The organism is Achromobacter sp. HNDS-1 (assembly GCF_040084795.1).
GTDB classification, from domain to species: Bacteria; Pseudomonadota; Gammaproteobacteria; order Burkholderiales; family Burkholderiaceae_B; genus Achromobacter; species Achromobacter ruhlandii.
Window position 1 is genome coordinate 640221 of sequence record NZ_CP157584.1, and the last position, 16449, is coordinate 656669.

Consider the following 16449-nt stretch of genomic DNA (forward strand, 5'->3'; position numbering starts at 1 on the left):
ATCCACATCCGCGCGCCCTGTCGGCGCGCGGATGCCTTTCCTTTTACATGCGGTACTGCAGGCTCAGCATGGCGTTGCGCGGCGCGCCGGGCATGTTCAGGTTGGCGTTGCTACCGTGCGCCGACACGATATACCCGGCATCGAACAGGTTGTAGACGTTCAGCTGTACCGAGTAAGGCCCCTGGCGCCACCAGGCGGCGGCGTCCGCCGTGACGTAGCCGGGCAGCTTGACGGTGTTGCCCGGGTTGGCAAAGCGCGCGCCCACCAGGTTCAAACCGGCGCCAACGCCGAAGCCCTCGCCCAGGTCCTTGGTGATCCAGACGTTGCCGGCATGGCGCGGCGTCAGCGTGGCGCGCTTGCCTTCCACATCCTTGCCCGCGTCGCGCGCCACCGACTGCGTCACGCGCGCGTCCAGGTAGGCATAGCCCAGCATCGCGCGCCAGCCGTTGGACAGGTCGCCCGACAGGGTCCACTCGGCGCCGTCGGTGCGTTGCGTGCCCACCGGCACCAGCGTGTTGGTCACCGGGTTGGTCACCTTGATATCGGTGCGCTCCAGGCGGAACACGGACACCGTGGTCGACAGCTTGCCATCCAGGAAATCGTACTTGGCGCCGACTTCATAGTTGGTGGTTTTCTCAGGCGCGAGGTCGACGTTGTTGGCCGCCAGCGCGAAGGCCTCGCCCGAAGGCTGGTAGGAACGGCTCCACGACACGTAATACGACTGCACGCTGTCCGGCTGGAACACCAGGCCCAGGCGCGGGCTCAGGTTGGAGTCGGTGCGCTGCAGGTTCTGGCCGCTGCGGCGGTCCTCGGTCTTCTGCTCGAAGCGGTCATGGCGCACGCCGCCCAGCACCTTCCAGTGCTCGCCCAGCGACACCATGTCCTGCACATACAGGCCGAGCGTGCTGAAGCGGCCCAGGTTGTCGGAACCCGGCGCGCCCACGGCCTGCCGCCGCAGCGTCGGCAGTTGCGGATCGAACAGGTTGACCACCGCCACGTTGGGATTGGAATAGCTCACCAGGTCCTTGTTCTGCTGGCCCACCTCGACGCCGTAGAGGATGTCGTGGCGCACCGATCCCCACTGCACGCGCTGCATCAGCTCGGTCTGGTTGGTCCAGCCGTGTTCGTCGCGCAGCACGTTGCCGTGGGTCAGTGACACGGTTTGCGCGGCTTCGTTGACCGAACCCGGCAGCGTGTTGTTGCGGTTCAGCGTGTAGTGGTAGTAGCGCGTGGCGTTGCGCAGCGACCAGTTGTCGTTGAAGCGGTGCGTCAGCGTGCCGGCGTACGACTGCACGCGAGTCTGGGTGTAGTCGGTGTCGCGCGCGTTCTCGGCGCCGTAGTAGGTGGACGGGTCCACGTCCACCGGCCGGCCATGGTAGGCCGGGATGCCGAAGTCGGTCAGGCGGCGGTCTTCCAGGAATTCGGTCTGCAGCAGGAAGGTGGTGTTCTCGCCCAGCTTGAACTGGGCCGACGGCGCGATCGCCTTGCGGTCGATGAACTGCTTGTCGCGGTAGCTGTCGCCCTTCTCCACCGCGCCGGTCAGGCGCCAGGCCATGCTGCCGCTCTCGTTGGCGCGTCCCAGGTCCAGGTCGAGCCGACGGTCATTCCACGACCCGTAGCTCAGGCCGACCTGCGAGATGTCCTCGCCGGGCTTCTTGGTGACGCGGTTGATCAGGCCGCCCGACGAGCCGCGGCCGTACAGCACCGCCGCCGGGCCCTTGATGACGTCGATGCGTTCGACGTTGGACAGGTCGCGGAAGTACAGCGCGTCATCGCGGAAGCCGTCGACGAACTGGTCGGCGATGGCGGTGAAGCCGCGTATCGACACCTGGTCGCGCTGGCCGTCGCCGGTCGAGAAGCTGACGCCCGGCACGTTCTTGAGCGCGTCCTGCACCGACATGGCGTGCTGGTCGCGCAGCACCTGCGCGGGCACCACGTTCACCGTCTGGGGAATGTCGCGCAGCGGCGCGTCGATCTTGGTGGCGCTGGTGGACGCGGGCGGGTTGTAGCTTTGCGCGGGGTCATCGGCGCCGACGACGCTGATCGCGGGCAAGGTGGCGGCGGGCGCGGCGGCCTGGGCCTGGACGGCCAAGGGGGCCGCGGCGAACAGGGCGGCGGTGAGGGGGCGGAGGACGTGCATGGCCTGCGGGTCTTTTCGAAGTCGTTTGAAATGGAAGAAACCGCCATTCTCTTGACAACGAGAATCACTCGCAATGCTTTTATCATTACGTTGCCTTGGGGCCACGATAAATGAGACACGCGTCCAATTCAGATGTTATTCAGCATGTGTGTGCAAAGCATGCGCGGCGGGCCGGATGCCCCAGCCCGGTCGCATTCCGTCCCCGGAAATTTTCCGCCGCGCGCCGGCGCTGGCGTCGTCCCGCGAGCCAGCGCGCGCTCCCCGCGACCGTCAGCGGTAATACACGCAGATGCGCTTGCCGCCGATTTCGTGCACGTCGATCGGCAATTCATACAGTTCGCCCAGCACCTCGGGACGGATCAGTTCGGCGGGCGTGCCGCAATGCGCCACCCTGCCCGCCTTCATCGCCACGATGCGGTCGGCATAGCTGGACGCGAAGTTGATGTCGTGCAGCACCAGCACCACGGTCTTGCCCAGTTCGTCGGCGGCGCGCCGCAGCGTGCCCATCATGGCCACGGCGTGCTTCATGTCGAGGCTGTTCAGCGGCTCGTCCAGCAACACATAGCGCGTGTCCTGGCACAGCACCATCGCCACGAACGCGCGCTGGCGCTGGCCGCCGGACATCTCGTCCAGGTAGCGGCCGGCCAGCGGCTCCAGGTCCAGATAGGCGATGGCCCGGTCGATATGGACCTTGTCGTCCAGTGTCAGGCGGCCGCCCGAATGCGGATAGCGCCCGAACGCCACCAGGTCGCGCACCGTCAGGCGCAGCGGCAGGTGGTTGTCCTGCCGCAGGATGGCCAGGCGCCGCGCCAGTTCGCGGCTGTCGCCGCGCGTCACGTCCAGGCCGTCCACCTGGATGCGGCCGGCGGACATCGGCAGCAGGCGGCTGATCATCGACAGCAGCGTCGACTTGCCGGCGCCGTTGGGGCCGATGATGGCGGTCACGCCGCCGGCCGGCAAGGCCAGCGACACCTGGTCCACGACCACGCTGTCGCCGTACTGCTTGCTGACTTGTTGGATATCGATCATTGGCGTCCCCTGCGCAAGATCAGGGCCAGGAACATCACTCCGCCCACGAATTCGATGACCACGCTGACCGTGGTGCTCAATTGCAGCACCCGTTCCAGCAGGGTCTGCCCACCCACCAGGAAAATCACGCTGAGCAGCGCGGCGGCCGGCACGGTATGGCGGTGCCGATCCGACCCCATCGCCTGGTAAGCCAGGTTGCTGACCAGCAGGCCGAAGAAGGTCACCGGTCCCACCAGCGCGGTGGACACCGACACCAGCACGGCGATGGCGGCCAGCGTCAGCAGCAAGGTGCGGCGGTAGTCCACCCCCAGGTTCAGCGCGATCTCGCGGCCCAGCGCCAGTACGTCATAGCGACGCCGCATGCGCCAGACCAGCAGCGTCGCCGCGGCCACCGCCGCCAGCGCGATCGGCAGCAGTTCGGTGCGCACCGAATTGAAGTTGGCGAACATCCGGTCCTGCAGCACCAGAAACTCGTTCGGGTCGATCAGGCGCACCACAAAGCTGGACAGGCTGCGAAACAGCAGCCCGAAGATGATGCCCACCAGCATCATCAAATGCAGGCTGCGCACGGCGTCCGTGAACAGCCAGCGGAACAGCAGGCAGGCGAAGGCCGTCATCGCGCCCACTTCCAGCACGAAGGCCGCCACCGGATGGTTGACCGCGCCGGCCGCCTGACCGAAGCCGAACACCACCAGCGACTGGATCAGCAGGTAGAGCGCGTCAAAGCCCATGATGGCCGGCGTCAGGATGCGGTTGTGCGTCACAGTCTGGAACAGCACCGACGACACCGCCACCGCGTAGGCTACCAGCAGCATCGCCGCCAGCTTGCCGCCCCGGAACGGCAGCACGAAAGCCCATTGGCCATTGGCGCCCAGCGTCATGAAACCGACAACGCACAGCAACGCGGCGGTGGCCAGCAGCGCCAGGCGCCAGGCCTGCGGCGAAGGCAACAGGCGCGACACGGATTCAGCCACGGGGCGCTCCCCGGCTGCGCAGCAGGCACAGGAACAGGACGCTGCCGACCACGCCCACCACCGTGCCCAGGGGCACCTCGTAGGGATGGATCACCAGCCGGCCGATGATGTCACAGGCCAGCACGAACACGCCCCCCAGCATCGCCACCCACGGAATCGCGCGGCGCATGTTGTCGCCCAGCATCAGGCTGACCGCGTTCGGCACGATCAGGCCCAGAAACGGAATGCCGCCGGCCGTGACCACCACCACGGCGGAAATCGCCGACACGATCAGCAGGCCCACCAGCGTCAGGCGCGCGTGGTTCAGGCCAAGATTGGCGGCGAACTCGCGGCCCATGCCGGCCACGGTGTAGCGGTCCGCCGCCAGATAGGCCGCGGCCGCCAGGCCGAAGCCGATCCACAGCAGTTCGTAGCGGCCGCGCAGCACCCCGGAAAAATCGCCGGTGGTCCAGGCGTGCAGTGACTGCAGCAGGTCATAGCGGTAGGCAACGAAGGTGGTGACGGCGTGGATCACGCCGCCCAGGATCAGGCCGATCAGCGGCACGATGAACGGCGTGCGCAGCGGCACGCGCCGCAGCAGCGCCAGGAACAGCAGCGTGCCCGCCAGCGCGAAGCCGGTGGCCGTCAGCATCTTGCCGATCACCGGCGTGTCCGGCGCCAGCAGCGTCACCACCAGGATGCCGAGCGTGGCCGACTCGACGGTCCCGGCCGTGGTCGGTTCGACGTAGCGGTTGCGCACCAGCATCTGCATGATCAGCCCGGCCACCGCCAGCGCCATGCCGGCCAGCAACAGGGCCAGCGTGCGCGGCACGCGGCTGACCAGCAGCAGGCGCCAGGCGCGCTCGGCATCCGGCCCCCCGGCCAGCGCGGCGAACGAAAACGACCCCGCGCCCAGGCTGACGCTGGCCACGCACAACGACAGCAACAGCAGCAACAGGGCCGCCAGCCCGGCCCAGCCGGTCATCATCCCGCCCTGCTTCACCCGGCCGACTCCGACGCCATCCGATGGACCATGCGCTTACTTGGCGTCCGGCTTGGCGCCCGACAGCGCGCGGGCGATATCGTCCACGTTCTGCTGCATGGCGGTCAGGCCGGCACTGCCCAGCAGGTACCAGTTGTAGCCGTTCAGATAGACCACGCGCTGCTGCTTCCAGGCCTTGGTGGGGCGGATCAGGTCGTTGTCCAGCATCCGCTGGGCCGAGGTGCCTTCGCGGCCGATGGCGGCGTCGCGGTCGATCACGAACAGCCAGTCGGGATCGGTCTGGGCAATGAACTCGAACGAAATCGCCTGGCCGTGGTTCGACACGTTCAGGTCCTTGGCGGCGGGCGCGAAGCCGAACGCGTCATGAATGACGCCGAAGCGCGAGCCGGGACCATAGGCGCTCATCTTGCCGCCGGTGGTCAGCACGATCAGCGCGGTGCCCGCCTTGCCCGCCTGGCCATGCAGCGCCGTGATCGAGGCGCGCAGCGCGTCCAGCTTTTCCCTGGCCTGCGTCTGTTTGCCATAGATGGCGGCCAGCGTTTCGGTGTTGCGCGTGACGCTGCCGACCAGGTCCTTGGCGTCAACCGTCAGGTCGACCGTGGGCGCCAGTTTGGCCAATTCGTCGTACTTGGGCGCCGAACGGCCGGCCACGAAGATAACCTGCGGCTGGGCCGCGTGAATCACCTCGTAGTTGGGCTCGAACATGCTGCCGACCTTGAGATAGCGCTTGTCGCCGTACTGGGCGAGCTGCGGCGGCAGCTTGGCGGCGCTGGGCACGCCGGCCACGTCCACGCCCAGCGCGTGCAGGGTGTCGAGCACCGCCAGGTCCAGCACCACGGTCTTGGTCGGGTTGGACGGCACGGCGGTCTCGCCGCGCGCGTGCTTGACCGGCACGCTCCGGGCCGCGTCCTGGGCCAGGCTCGGGGCGCTGGCGGCGCCCAGGGCCACGGCCGTGGTGGCACACGCCAGCCAGCGGCCGGCGCGCCCTGCCAAGGTTTGCTTCATCGTCATGCTTGTCTCTCCAGGTTGCGGGAATGCCGCCAGGCGGCGGCGCGTCCCGGTTGTTGCGCGCGGGCTCAGAACTTCACGCCCACGCCCAGCCAATAACGGCGGCCGTCTTCGACGTAGCCGTAGTCGTCATAGCCGACCTGCTTGTCGAACAGGTTGTAGATGCCGGCGTACACCGACACCTTCTTGTTCACGGCATACGAGCCGCCCAGGTCGACGAAGGTGTACGACGGCGCCACTAGCGAGGTCGAGGACGGGCCGGTGATCGGCTGGCTTTCCTTGCCGCGGTAGTTGACGCGGGCCCACGCTTCCAGCGCGTCGGAGGCCTGCCAGTTGACCGTAGTGGTGAACAGGTGCTTGGGCAGCTGGTTCAGCGGCTGGCCCTGGTACTGGCCAGACTTCTGTTCCGACTTGGTGAAGGTGTAACTGCTGGTCAGCGACCAGTCGCGGCCCAGCGGCAGCTTCAGGTTGGCCTCGACACCGCGCGACACCGCCTTGTCCACGTTCATGTAGGTGGTGGGGTTGGAGCCGAACTGGTTGGGGCCGTCGGTGCATTGCGACAGCGGGCAGGCGACGCGGGTGATCTTGTCCTTGAAGTTGTTGTTGAACAGGGTCAGGCCGGCATTGAAGCCCTCGCCGTCGTCATACAGCAGGCCGAGTTCCTGGGTCACCGACTTCTCGGGCGTCAGGTCGGGGTTGCCGTACATGTTGCCGCCGCGGCTGACCTGCCCCCAGCCGGCCACGGTCTGGCGCAGGTCGGGCGCGCGGAAACCGGTGGACACGCCGCCCTTCAGGGTCCAGCGCTCGGCCATGTGCCACACGCCGTACAGGCGCGGGCTGAAATGGCTGCCGAAGTTCTCATCCTGATCCATGCGCAGGCCGCCGGTCAGCGCGAAGCTTTCGACCAGGCGCCATTCGTCCTCGGCGAACAGCGCCCACTGGTAGCGCTCCACCTTGCTGGGACCGCCGGCGAGCTGGTTGCCGGTCTGGTCGGTCAGGCGCTGCGTCAGGTAGGTGCCGCCCAGGGTCAGCATGTGCGAACCCAGCGGCAGCGTCCAACTGGTCTGCAGGTCCAGGTTCTTGATCTTCATCTGGCGCGAGCGGTTGTCGAACTCTTCCTGCTGCACGTAGCTGTCGGACACGCCCCAGCCCCAGCGGCCGGTGTGCGACAGCGCCCATTTGTTGCTGCGGTAGTCGGTTTCCGACGAGGCCGGGCAACCCGTGCGCGCGCAGGCCACGCCCGGGGCCAGCGGGGCCACGGTCTTGCCCAGGGTGTTCTCGTATTTCTGGCGGCTGGACGTGGCTTCCAGCACGATGTCGTGGTCGCGGTTGGGCGTGAGCGCCAGCTTGGCCGTGATGTTGGTGGCGTTGCGCTTGCGGTAGCCGTCGACGATCCTGTCTTCGTCGCGCTGGGTCGCCTGGCCGTAGATCTGCAGGCCCAGCAGGTCATTCTTGATCGGGCCCGCCAGGTAGAAGTTGCCCTGGTAGATGTCGCCGGACTTGCTGCTTTCCTGGATGGTGGTGTCCATGCGGATTTCGCCGCCCCACTCGTTGGGCACCTTGCGGGTGATGATGTTGATCACCCCGCCCATGGCGTCGGAACCATACAGCGACGACATCGGCCCGCGCACCACCTCGATGCGCTCGATGGCCGAGATCGGCGGCGTCCAGCCGCCTTCGACGCCGCCGGAATCGGAGTTGGTGCGGGTTTCCCGCGAGTTCTGGCGCTTGCCATCGATCAGGATCAGCGTGTACTTGGGGCCCATGCCGCGCAGGCTGATGTCCTGGCGGTCGCCGCCGCCGGTGACCACCACGCCCGGCACTTCGACCAGCGCGTCGGTGACGTCACGGTAGAACTTCTTTTCGAGATCCTGGCGCGTGATCACGCTGATCGAGGCCGGCGCGTCCTGGATCTGCTGCTCGTAGCCGCTGGCCGTCACCACCACGGTATCCAGCGTCCTGGCGTCGGCCGGCGTGGCCGATTGCGCCAAGACCGGATGACCGGCGACAAGGCCGCTGGCGCACAAGGCGACAGCCAGGCCGGTACGCGGGCCGAATGCGCGGCGCGCAGCCAGATCGTTGCAGCTCATGATTTCAGACTCTCCCGTCCCGGAAGGGCCGCGCCCCGCGCGCCGCCCTGTCCGCTTCAATTTTTAATGAAAACTATTCTCATATTAGAATTGAGGCAAACCGTGAGCTGCAACACGCTTTCCGCAACTTTTACTTTCTTCGCACTTCTTGACACTTCTGCCGCCGGCGACCCGCTATGCTGCCGTGGCAACAGCACCCAAGCGCATGCCCATACCTACTCCCATGGCCACGCGCCGCATCCTGTTGATCGACGACGACGTCGACCTGGCATTGATGCTGCGCGAGTACCTAGAGCCCGGCCACATCGAACTGACCCTGGCGCACAACAGCGCCCAAGGTCTGCCACTTGCAATGCAAGATTGCTTCGATCTGGTGCTGCTCGACCTGATGCTGCCGGACGGCAGCGGCCTCGATCTGCTGCGCCATCTGCGCCGCCACTCGCGCCGCCCCGTCATCATGTTCACCGCCCACGGCGGTGAAACCGACAGGGTGCTGGGACTCGAACTGGGCGCGGACGACTACCTGGCCAAGCCCTTCGGTCCGCGCGAACTCAAGGCCCGCATCGGCGCCGTGCTGCGCCGCTTCGAGGAAAAGCCCGCCCCCTCCCCGCCCGAGCTGAACGTCGGCGCGCTATCGCTGGACGCCGCCAGCGGCCGCGCCCGCCTGGGCGAGCAGGAAGTGCTGCTGACCGGCGCCGAACAGCGCATCCTCGAAATCCTGATGCGCGCCCCCGGCCAGGTGGTGCCACGCGAACAGATCAGCCTGTACGCGCTGGGCCGCGCCGCCGAACGCTACGACCGCAGCATCGACACCCACATCAGCAGCCTGCGCAAGAAACTGCAGCTGGACCAGGCCGCCGACGCGCCCGCCATCCGCAACCTGCGCGGACTGGGCTACGTCCTGGCCGGCGCGGCCTGATGCGCTGGCTGCCCGTCCGCTCCCTGTTCTGGCGCGCCTTCCTGACCTTCTGGGGCGCGATGGCCGTCATCACGGTCTGCGGCATGATGCTGACCGCCGCGGTGGCCTGGTACCGCGTCGATTCGCTCGACGGCCTGAACCCCGGCAACCTCACTCGCGACGCGGCCCAGATCGCCCGCGGCGAAGGCGCCGACGGCCTGCGGCGCTGGGTCGAGGCCATGGACGCGCGCTATTCGGCGCTCAAGATTTATATCGTCGACACGCACGACCGCGACATCCTCGGCCGCCGGTTGCCGACCCGCCTGGACGACTGGCTCGCGGCCTTCCGCGCCGCGCCCGATCCGGGCCTGATCGCCGCCTCCATCGACGTCCCCGCCGATCCGGCCGCGGTGCGCGTGTCATGGTGGGATCCGCAATTGCTGACATTGCCGGATAACCGTGAATTGCTGATGCTGTTCCTGCCGTTCGACTCCTCGCACTGGGAAGTGCTGGGACTGACGCCGGTGGCGCTGGGCCTGCTGCTGTTCGCGCTGGCCATCACCGCCCCCTTCTGCTGGGCGCTGACGCGCCACGTGGCCGCGCCGCTGGAGCAAATGCGCGGCGCCGCGCGCGCCCTGGCCGCCGGCCGGCTCGACACCCGCACCCCCGGCGCGCTGTCGCGACGCCAGGACGAACTGGGCCTGCTGGCGCGCGACTTCGACGCCATGGCCGGCCGCCTGCAAGCGCTGGTCGATACGCGCGAGCAACTGCTGCGCAACATCGCCCACGAACTGCGCTCGCCGCTGGCGCGGCTGCGCCTGGGCGTGGAACTGGCGCGCCGCAAGGACGAGCGCCAGGACCTGCAGCTGGACCGCATGGAACGCGAATGCGAGCGCCTGGACACCCTGGTGGGCAGCACCCTGCGGCTGGCGCGCATGGGCGCCCTGCCCCTGCCCACCGAAACGCTGGACCTGGCGGACGTGGTCGACGACGTGGTGCAGGATGCGCGCTTCGAGGCCGGCGAACGCCAGATCGCCATCGGCTGGCACCGTCCGCCGCCGCTGCGCATCGCGGCCGACCGCGACAGCCTGGCCAGCTCCATTGAAAACATCCTGCGCAACGCCCTGCGTTTCGCGCCGGCGGGCGGCGCGATCCAGGTGCGCCTGCTGGCCGACGCCGGCGAAGCCTGCCTGGAAATCGAGGACAACGGGCCCGGCGTGCCGGAAAAGGAACTGGCCTACCTGTTCGAGCCGTTCTACCAGGGCGCCCCGGCCGCCGGCACGCCCCACGGCGGCGCCGGCCTGGGCCTGAGCATCGCGCGGGCCGCCGTGGCCGCCCACAAGGGTCGCATTTCCGCGCGCAACGTCGCGCCGCGCGGGCTGAGCGTGCGCATCGAACTGCCGCGCATGGCCGCCTGACCCGCGCGGCGCTTCGCCAGTCGTCGGGAATCCGTCGTCAGGAATCGGTCCTCGGGGACCAGTCGTCGGTGATCGGTCGTCGGTGATCGGTCGCAGGTGATCTGCCGCCCCGGATCAGACGTCGGCGAGCAGTCGCCGTTGAGCAGTCGCCAGGGATCAGGCGTCGCGGATCAGGCGCCAATGATCAGTGGTCGATGAGCAGTCGCCCGGCATAGGGCGTCGGTGAGCGGTCGCCCGGCATCAGTCGTCGGCCAGGATCGCGGCCGACAGCCGCGGCAACACCCGCAGCGCATTGGCCGTGGTCGCCTGCGCCACCTGCGCCGGCGTGATACCGCGCAGTCCGGCCAGCACCTGGGCGATGCGGGCCAGCTCGCCAGGCCGGTTGCGCCGCTGCGGCGGATGCAGCCAGGCCGGGGGGATATCCGGCGCGTCGGTCTCCAGCACCAGGTGGCGCAGGTCGACGTCGGTGGCGTGGCGGCGGATCTGCAATGCCCGCTCGTAGGTCATGGCCCCGCCCAGCCCCAGCGCGAAGCCTTGTTCGACAAAGGCCTGGGCCTGCTGGGCGCTGCCATTGAAGGCATGCGCGATGCCGCCGATACGCTCGTGGCGCCGCAGGTACTTCAGCAGGATGTCCTGCGACTTGCGCACGTGCAGCAGCACCGGCAGCTTGAATTCCGCCGCCATGGCCAGTTGGGCGGCGTAGAAACGTTCCTGCCGGGCGCGCGGCTCGCCCGAGGCGATTTCCGGCACGAAGAAATCCAGCCCGATCTCGCCGATGGCGACGAAACGGGGATCGCCCAGCGACTGCCGGATGGCGTCGCGCAGGGCGTCCAGATCGGCATCGTCGGCGCGCTGCACATAAAGAGGATGGATGCCCAGCGCGTAGGCGCCGCCGGCCACCTGCCCGGCAAGCTCCCGCACGACGGCAAAATTGGCCCGTTCAACGGCGGGGATGACGATGGCCTGGACGCCGGCTTCAAGCGCGTGTCCAATGACCTCGCTACGATCAGTATCGAACTCGGCGGCGTCCAGGTGGCAATGGGTGTCGATCAGCATGGGCGCGGCCTCCTTGCCCGGGTTTCCTGCACAATCATCGCGCCGCCCGGCCCACGGACCGGCCTCGGGCGTCAGCCCGAGACCAGCCGGCCGTTTTCCATCAGCAGCTGGCGGTCGGCGCGCGCCGCCAGCTCGGGATCGTGGGTCACGATCGCAAATGCCGTGCCCGACTCGCGGTTGACGCGGGTCAACAGTTCGAACATGTTATGCGCGGTGTGGCGGTCCAGGTTGCCGGTGGGTTCGTCGGCCAGCACGCACACCGGCCGCGTCACCAGCGCGCGCGCCAGCGCCACGCGCTGGCGTTCGCCGCCCGACAGCTGGCCCGGATAATGGCCTTCGCGCGCCGCCAGGCCGACCAGGCCCAGCACCTCGCGCGCCGCTTCGCGGGCCTTGTCGCGGTTCTCGCGGCGCACGATCAGCGGCATGGCGACGTTGTCCAGCGCCGAGAATTCCGGCAGCAGGTGGTGAAACTGATAAACGAAGCCCAGGCTGCGATTGCGCACCTGGCTCTTCCTGGCCTCGGACAGCCCCACGGCCAACTGGCCGTCGACCGACACCGAACCGCTGGTGGGCACGTCCAGCAGACCCAGGATGTGCAGCAGCGTGCTCTTGCCGGAACCGGACGCGCCGACGATGGCGACCATCTCGCCGCGCGCCACGCTCAGGCTGACATTGCTCAGCACCTCGATGCGGGCCGGCCCTTCGTCGTAGACCTTGACGAGGTTGTCGGCCTGCAGCGCCGGAGACAGGGAATCAATCATGGCGCAGCACCTGTGCGGGTTGCAGGCGCGAAGCGCGCCAGCTGGGATACAAGGTCGCCAGCAGCGACAGCACCAGGGACGTCACGCCGATGGTCACGATGTCGCCCACCTGCGGGTCGGACGGCAAGGCGCTGATGAAATAGATCTCGCGCGGCAGGAAATGCACGCCCAGCAGGCGTTCGATGAACGGCACGATCACGTCGACGTTGTAGGCGATCAGGATGCCGCCGGCCACGCCCAGCAGGGTGCCGATGACGCCGATCAGCGCGCCCTGCACCAGGAAGATGCGCGCCACTTCGCCCGGCCCCGCGCCCAGCGTGCGCAGGATGGCGATGTCCGATTGCTTGTCCTTGACCGCCATCACCAGCGACGACAGCAGGTTGAACGCGGCCACCGCGACGATCAGCGCCAGGATCAGGAACATCATGCGCTTTTCGGTCTGCACGGCGGCGAACCAGGTGCGGTTGTTGCGCGACCAGTCGCTGGCCATGACATACGGCGGCAGCACGTTGCGCAGCTCGGCCGCCACCTCGGGCGCCTTCTGCATGTCGGCGATGCGCAGGCGCACGCCGGCGGTGCCGCTCTCGCGGAAGACCTTGGCGGCATCGTCATTGTCGACGAAGGCCAGCGAGGAATCGTATTCGTAGTGGCCCGACGAGAACACGCCGACCACGGTGAACTGGCGCATGCGCGGCGCGAAGCCGGCCGGACTGATGGAGCCCTGCGGCGCCAGCATCAGCAAGGTGTCGCCCACCTTCACGCCCATGCCGTCGGCCAGCTCGTTGCCCAGCACCACGCCGAAACCGCCCGGTTTCAGGTCGGTCAGCTTGCCCGCCACCATCTGCCGCGGCAGGTCCGAGACGTTGCCTTCGGTGGCCGGGTCGATGCCCCGCACCTGCACCCCGCGCAGGGCCTGGCCGCGCACCAGCATGCCCTGCGCCGCCACGAACGGCGCGCCGGCCTTGACCTCGGGGTTGCGCTTGGCGGCGTCGGCAAACTGCTGCCACTGCTCCAGCACCCGCTCGGGCGCGGCGCCCGGGATGTAGAGCTCAATGTGCGGCAGCACCGACAGCATGCGGTCACGGACCTCTTTCTGGAAGCCGTTCATGACCGACAGCACCACGATCAGGGCGGCGACGCCCAGCGCGATGCCTGCCATGGAACTGGCGGCGATGAAAGAGATGAAGCGATCGCGGCGGCCGCGTCGCTGGCGGATGCGGGCCAGCCCGGCATAGCGGGCGCCGATCCAGAGTTCGTAGGGTATTTTCAGCACGAGCGCATTATGGCATTAACCGGCCGCAAAACCGTCCCCGGAATGCGGGAATGGAAGACAAGCCGTGACAAGCTATGGCAGCCGGGGCCGGGCTTAGTTCCCGGCCTGCGTCCGAGCCCGGCCAGCGACTACAATCCCGGCCATGCTGATCGTCATCCCGGGCGCCTTGCCCGCCCTTCCCGTCGCCGCAGAACTGGCCAAGCTGCTGCCCGAGCGCGCGCCCACGCTGCACCGCTGGCTGCAGGCCGGCAGCGCCCGGGTCCAGGCCCACGACATCCGTACCCAGGGCTGTACCGCGTTCGAAGCCTGGCAACTGCGCCGGGCCGGCTACGCCACGGAACCCGGCCTGCTGCCGGGCGCCGGACTGGGCCCGCTGCTGGCCGGCGGCCGGGCCGGCGACGGCCCCGTCTGGCTGGCCGAACTGGTCCACCTGGCCCTGGGCACCGACCAGGCCACCCTGCTCGACCCGGCCCAGATGGACCTGCGCGACACCGAGACCGCCGCCCTGCTGGAAACCGCCCGTCCGCTGTTCGAAGACACCGGCTTCGCCGTCGAACCGTTGACGGCCGCCCGCTGGCGCCTGCGCCTGCCGGACGGCCTGCGGCCCCAGACCGCCAGCCCGCTGGCGGTGGCGGGCCAGCGCCTGAACGACTGGTGGCGCCAGGATGCCGAAACGCGGCCCTGGCGTCGGCTGCTCAACGAGATCCAGATGTCCTGGCACGAGCATCCCGCCAACGAATCGCGCGCCGCGCGCGGCCTGCCGCCCGTCAACGCCCTGTGGCTGTATGGCGGCGGCACGCCGTGGGCCCTGCGCCCGGCCGGCCCGGAACAGGTCATGACTGAACTGCATTCCCCGCAACGCGCCGGCGACTGGGCCGCCTGGCTCCACGCCCTGGCCGCGCTAGAGCAGCGCCTGCAAGCGCTGGCCGGCCCCAAGGGCCTGCCGGACCAGCCCGTCGAGCTGCTGCTGCTGGGCGACGATCGCAGCGCCACCCTCACCCTGAAACCGCGCGGGGGCCTGCTCGGCTTGCTGCCCGCGCCCAAGAAAAACTGGAGCGCCTGGTGGTCTCACCCCGCTTAACCGTCCGCCGCGCCGACCTCGCCGCCTGCCACGCCCTGGAAGCCTCGGGCATCCACCCGCTGCTGGCGCGCCTGTGGGCCGCGCGCGGCGTCACCCATCCCGACCAGACCAAGCTGGCCTGGCCCGCCCTGCTGCCGCCGGCCGGCCTGACGCACTCGGCGCACGCCGCCGGCGTGCTGGCCGACGCCATCCAGGCCGGCAAGAAGCTGCTGATCGTGGCCGACTACGATTGCGACGGCGCCACCGCCTGCGCCGTCGGCCTGCGCGCGCTGTCGGCCATGGGCGCCGATGTCGACTTCCTGGTGCCGAACCGCTTCGAGACCGGCTACGGCCTGTCGCCCGCCGTGGTCGAGCTGGCCTGCCGCCATCGCGCCGGCAAGCCCGACATCATCATCACCGTGGACAACGGCATCGCCAGCGTCGACGGCGTGGCCGCGGCCAACGCCGCCGGCATCGGCGTGGTCATCACCGACCACCACCTGCCCGGCGACACGCTGCCGGACGCCCTGGCCATCGTCAACCCGAACCAGCCGGGCTGCGGCTTCCCGTCCAAGAACCTGGCCGGCGTCGGCGTCATCTTCTACATGATGCTGGCGCTGCGCGCCGAGCTGCGCCGCCGCGGCGTCTACGCCCCCGATGGCGGGCCGCGCCTGGACGCGCTGTCCGACCTGGTGGCGCTGGGCACGGTGGCCGACGTGGTCAAGCTCGATGCCAACAACCGCCTGCTGGTGACCCAGGGACTGCAGCGCATGCGCAGCGGCCGCCTGCAGCCCGGCCTGCGCGCCCTGTTCGCCGTGGCCGGGCGCGAGCCGCGCGCCGCCAATGGCTTCGACCTGGGCTTCGCGCTGGGCCCGCGCATCAACGCCGCCGGCCGTCTGGCCGACATGAGCCTGGGCATCGCCTGCCTGACCACCGACGACGAGGCGCAGGCGCTGGAGATGGCGCGCGAGCTGGACAACATCAACCGCGAGCGCCGCACCATCGAGGCCGAGATGCGCGAACAGGCCATGGCGGCCATGGAAGCGCCCGACGCCGCGCCCGGCGCCACGGTCTGCGTGTTCGACCCGGGCTGGCACCAGGGCGTGGTCGGCCTGGTGGCCTCGCGCCTGAAAGAGAAATTCTGGCGCCCCACCCTGGCCTTCGCGCCGGCCGGCGACGACGAGATCCGCGGCTCGGGCCGTTCGATCCCCGACGTGCACCTGCGCGACGTGCTCGACCTGGTGTCCAAGCGCCACCCCAACCTGATCCGCAAGTTCGGCGGCCACGCCATGGCGGCCGGCCTGACGCTGGGCCGCCAGGATTTCCCGGCCTTCGCCCCCGCCTTCGATGCCGCCGTGCGCGAACTGACCGGACGCGACAGCTTCGAGCCGGTCATCGAGACCGACGGTTCGCTCGAATCCGGGTACGCCAACGCCGAAGTCGCCGGCCTGCTGCAGCAGCAGGTCTGGGGCGCGGGTTTTGCCGCGCCTTTGTTCCTGGACGAATTCGTGGTGCGCAACCAGCGACTGGTCGGCGAGAAGCACCTGAAACTGTCGCTCGAACGCGGCCACCAGCGCTTCGATGCCATCTGGTTCGGCCACGACCAGTCCTTGCCCGAGCACATCCAGGCGGCCTACCGGCTGGAGCAGAACGTGTGGAACGGGATGGTGTCGGTGCAGTTGGTGATCGAACACGCCGGGTGAGGTTGCCCCGCCCGGCACCCGCCGCGCGGAATGGCTGTGTCCCCTCGCAGCCATGAG

13 protein-coding genes are annotated in these 16449 nt (G+C 68.9%); 4 read left to right on the plus strand and 9 right to left on the minus strand.

Annotated elements, in window-relative coordinates; genetic code table 11:
• Positions 1-43: 43 nt before the first annotated feature.
• The 6 genes from ABFG95_RS02810 to ABFG95_RS02835 all read right to left on the minus strand — a co-directional run bounded on the left by ABFG95_RS02810 (position 44) and on the right by ABFG95_RS02835 (position 8223).
• Positions 44-2140: a TonB-dependent siderophore receptor gene (locus tag ABFG95_RS02810; RefSeq protein ID WP_263899020.1), complete on the minus strand. Its 2097-nt coding sequence runs from the start codon at positions 2138-2140 to the stop codon at positions 44-46.
• Between the two features lie 270 nt (positions 2141-2410).
• Complete coding sequence (locus tag ABFG95_RS02815) at positions 2411-3169, minus strand: ABC transporter ATP-binding protein (RefSeq protein ID WP_175144436.1); 759 nt, start codon at positions 3167-3169, stop codon at positions 2411-2413.
• Positions 3166-4143, minus strand: a complete 978-nt coding sequence (locus ABFG95_RS02820) for an iron chelate uptake ABC transporter family permease subunit (RefSeq protein ID WP_258957297.1) — start codon at positions 4141-4143, stop codon at positions 3166-3168. The genes ABFG95_RS02815 and ABFG95_RS02820 overlap by 4 nt, the downstream gene beginning before the upstream one ends.
• The gene (locus ABFG95_RS02825; RefSeq protein WP_348996030.1) at positions 4136-5107 is read right to left on the minus strand and encodes an iron chelate uptake ABC transporter family permease subunit; all 972 of its coding nucleotides are present in this window, start codon (positions 5105-5107) and stop codon (positions 4136-4138) included. Before ABFG95_RS02825 ends, ABFG95_RS02820 begins: the two co-directional genes overlap by 8 nt.
• A gap of 54 nt (positions 5108-5161) precedes the next feature.
• Positions 5162-6136, minus strand: a complete 975-nt coding sequence (locus tag ABFG95_RS02830) for a siderophore ABC transporter substrate-binding protein (protein ID WP_278992588.1) — start codon at positions 6134-6136, stop codon at positions 5162-5164.
• Positions 6137-6201: 65 nt separating this feature from the next.
• The gene (locus tag ABFG95_RS02835) at positions 6202-8223 is read right to left on the minus strand and encodes a ligand-gated channel protein (RefSeq protein ID WP_063588312.1); all 2022 of its coding nucleotides are present in this window, start codon (positions 8221-8223) and stop codon (positions 6202-6204) included.
• A 223-nt stretch (positions 8224-8446) separates the two neighbouring features.
• On the opposite strand from ABFG95_RS02835, the gene ABFG95_RS02840 reads away from it, so the two are divergent.
• Both ABFG95_RS02840 and ABFG95_RS02845 read left to right on the plus strand, forming a co-directional pair.
• Positions 8447-9142: a response regulator transcription factor gene (locus ABFG95_RS02840; RefSeq protein ID WP_081330514.1), complete on the plus strand. Its 696-nt coding sequence runs from the start codon at positions 8447-8449 to the stop codon at positions 9140-9142.
• On the plus strand, positions 9142-10539 hold the full coding sequence (locus ABFG95_RS02845; RefSeq protein ID WP_278993100.1) for a HAMP domain-containing sensor histidine kinase: 1398 nt from the start codon (positions 9142-9144) through the stop codon (positions 10537-10539). The genes ABFG95_RS02840 and ABFG95_RS02845 overlap by 1 nt, the downstream gene beginning before the upstream one ends.
• Before the next feature lie 240 nt (positions 10540-10779).
• On the opposite strand, the gene ABFG95_RS02850 is transcribed toward ABFG95_RS02845, so the two are convergent.
• The 3 genes from ABFG95_RS02850 to ABFG95_RS02860 form a co-directional block, all read right to left on the minus strand.
• Positions 10780-11595, minus strand: a complete 816-nt coding sequence (locus ABFG95_RS02850; RefSeq protein WP_049073212.1) for a TatD family hydrolase — start codon at positions 11593-11595, stop codon at positions 10780-10782.
• Positions 11596-11666: 71 nt separating this feature from the next.
• Positions 11667-12356: an ATP-binding cassette domain-containing protein gene (locus ABFG95_RS02855; protein WP_049073211.1), complete on the minus strand. Its 690-nt coding sequence runs from the start codon at positions 12354-12356 to the stop codon at positions 11667-11669.
• A complete protein-coding gene (locus ABFG95_RS02860; protein WP_231891605.1) occupies positions 12349-13581 on the minus strand; it encodes a lipoprotein-releasing ABC transporter permease subunit in 1233 nt (410 codons plus the stop codon). The genes ABFG95_RS02855 and ABFG95_RS02860 overlap by 8 nt, the downstream gene beginning before the upstream one ends.
• Before the next feature lie 190 nt (positions 13582-13771).
• Between ABFG95_RS02860 and ABFG95_RS02865 the strand changes: the two genes are divergently transcribed.
• Together ABFG95_RS02865 and recJ are read left to right on the plus strand one after the other, a co-directional pair.
• The gene (locus ABFG95_RS02865) at positions 13772-14710 is read left to right on the plus strand and encodes a hypothetical protein (protein WP_278993102.1); all 939 of its coding nucleotides are present in this window, start codon (positions 13772-13774) and stop codon (positions 14708-14710) included.
• Positions 14692-16392: a single-stranded-DNA-specific exonuclease RecJ gene (recJ, locus tag ABFG95_RS02870; protein ID WP_054502166.1), complete on the plus strand. Its 1701-nt coding sequence runs from the start codon at positions 14692-14694 to the stop codon at positions 16390-16392. The genes ABFG95_RS02865 and recJ overlap by 19 nt, the downstream gene beginning before the upstream one ends.
• Positions 16393-16449: the final 57 nt, after the last annotated feature.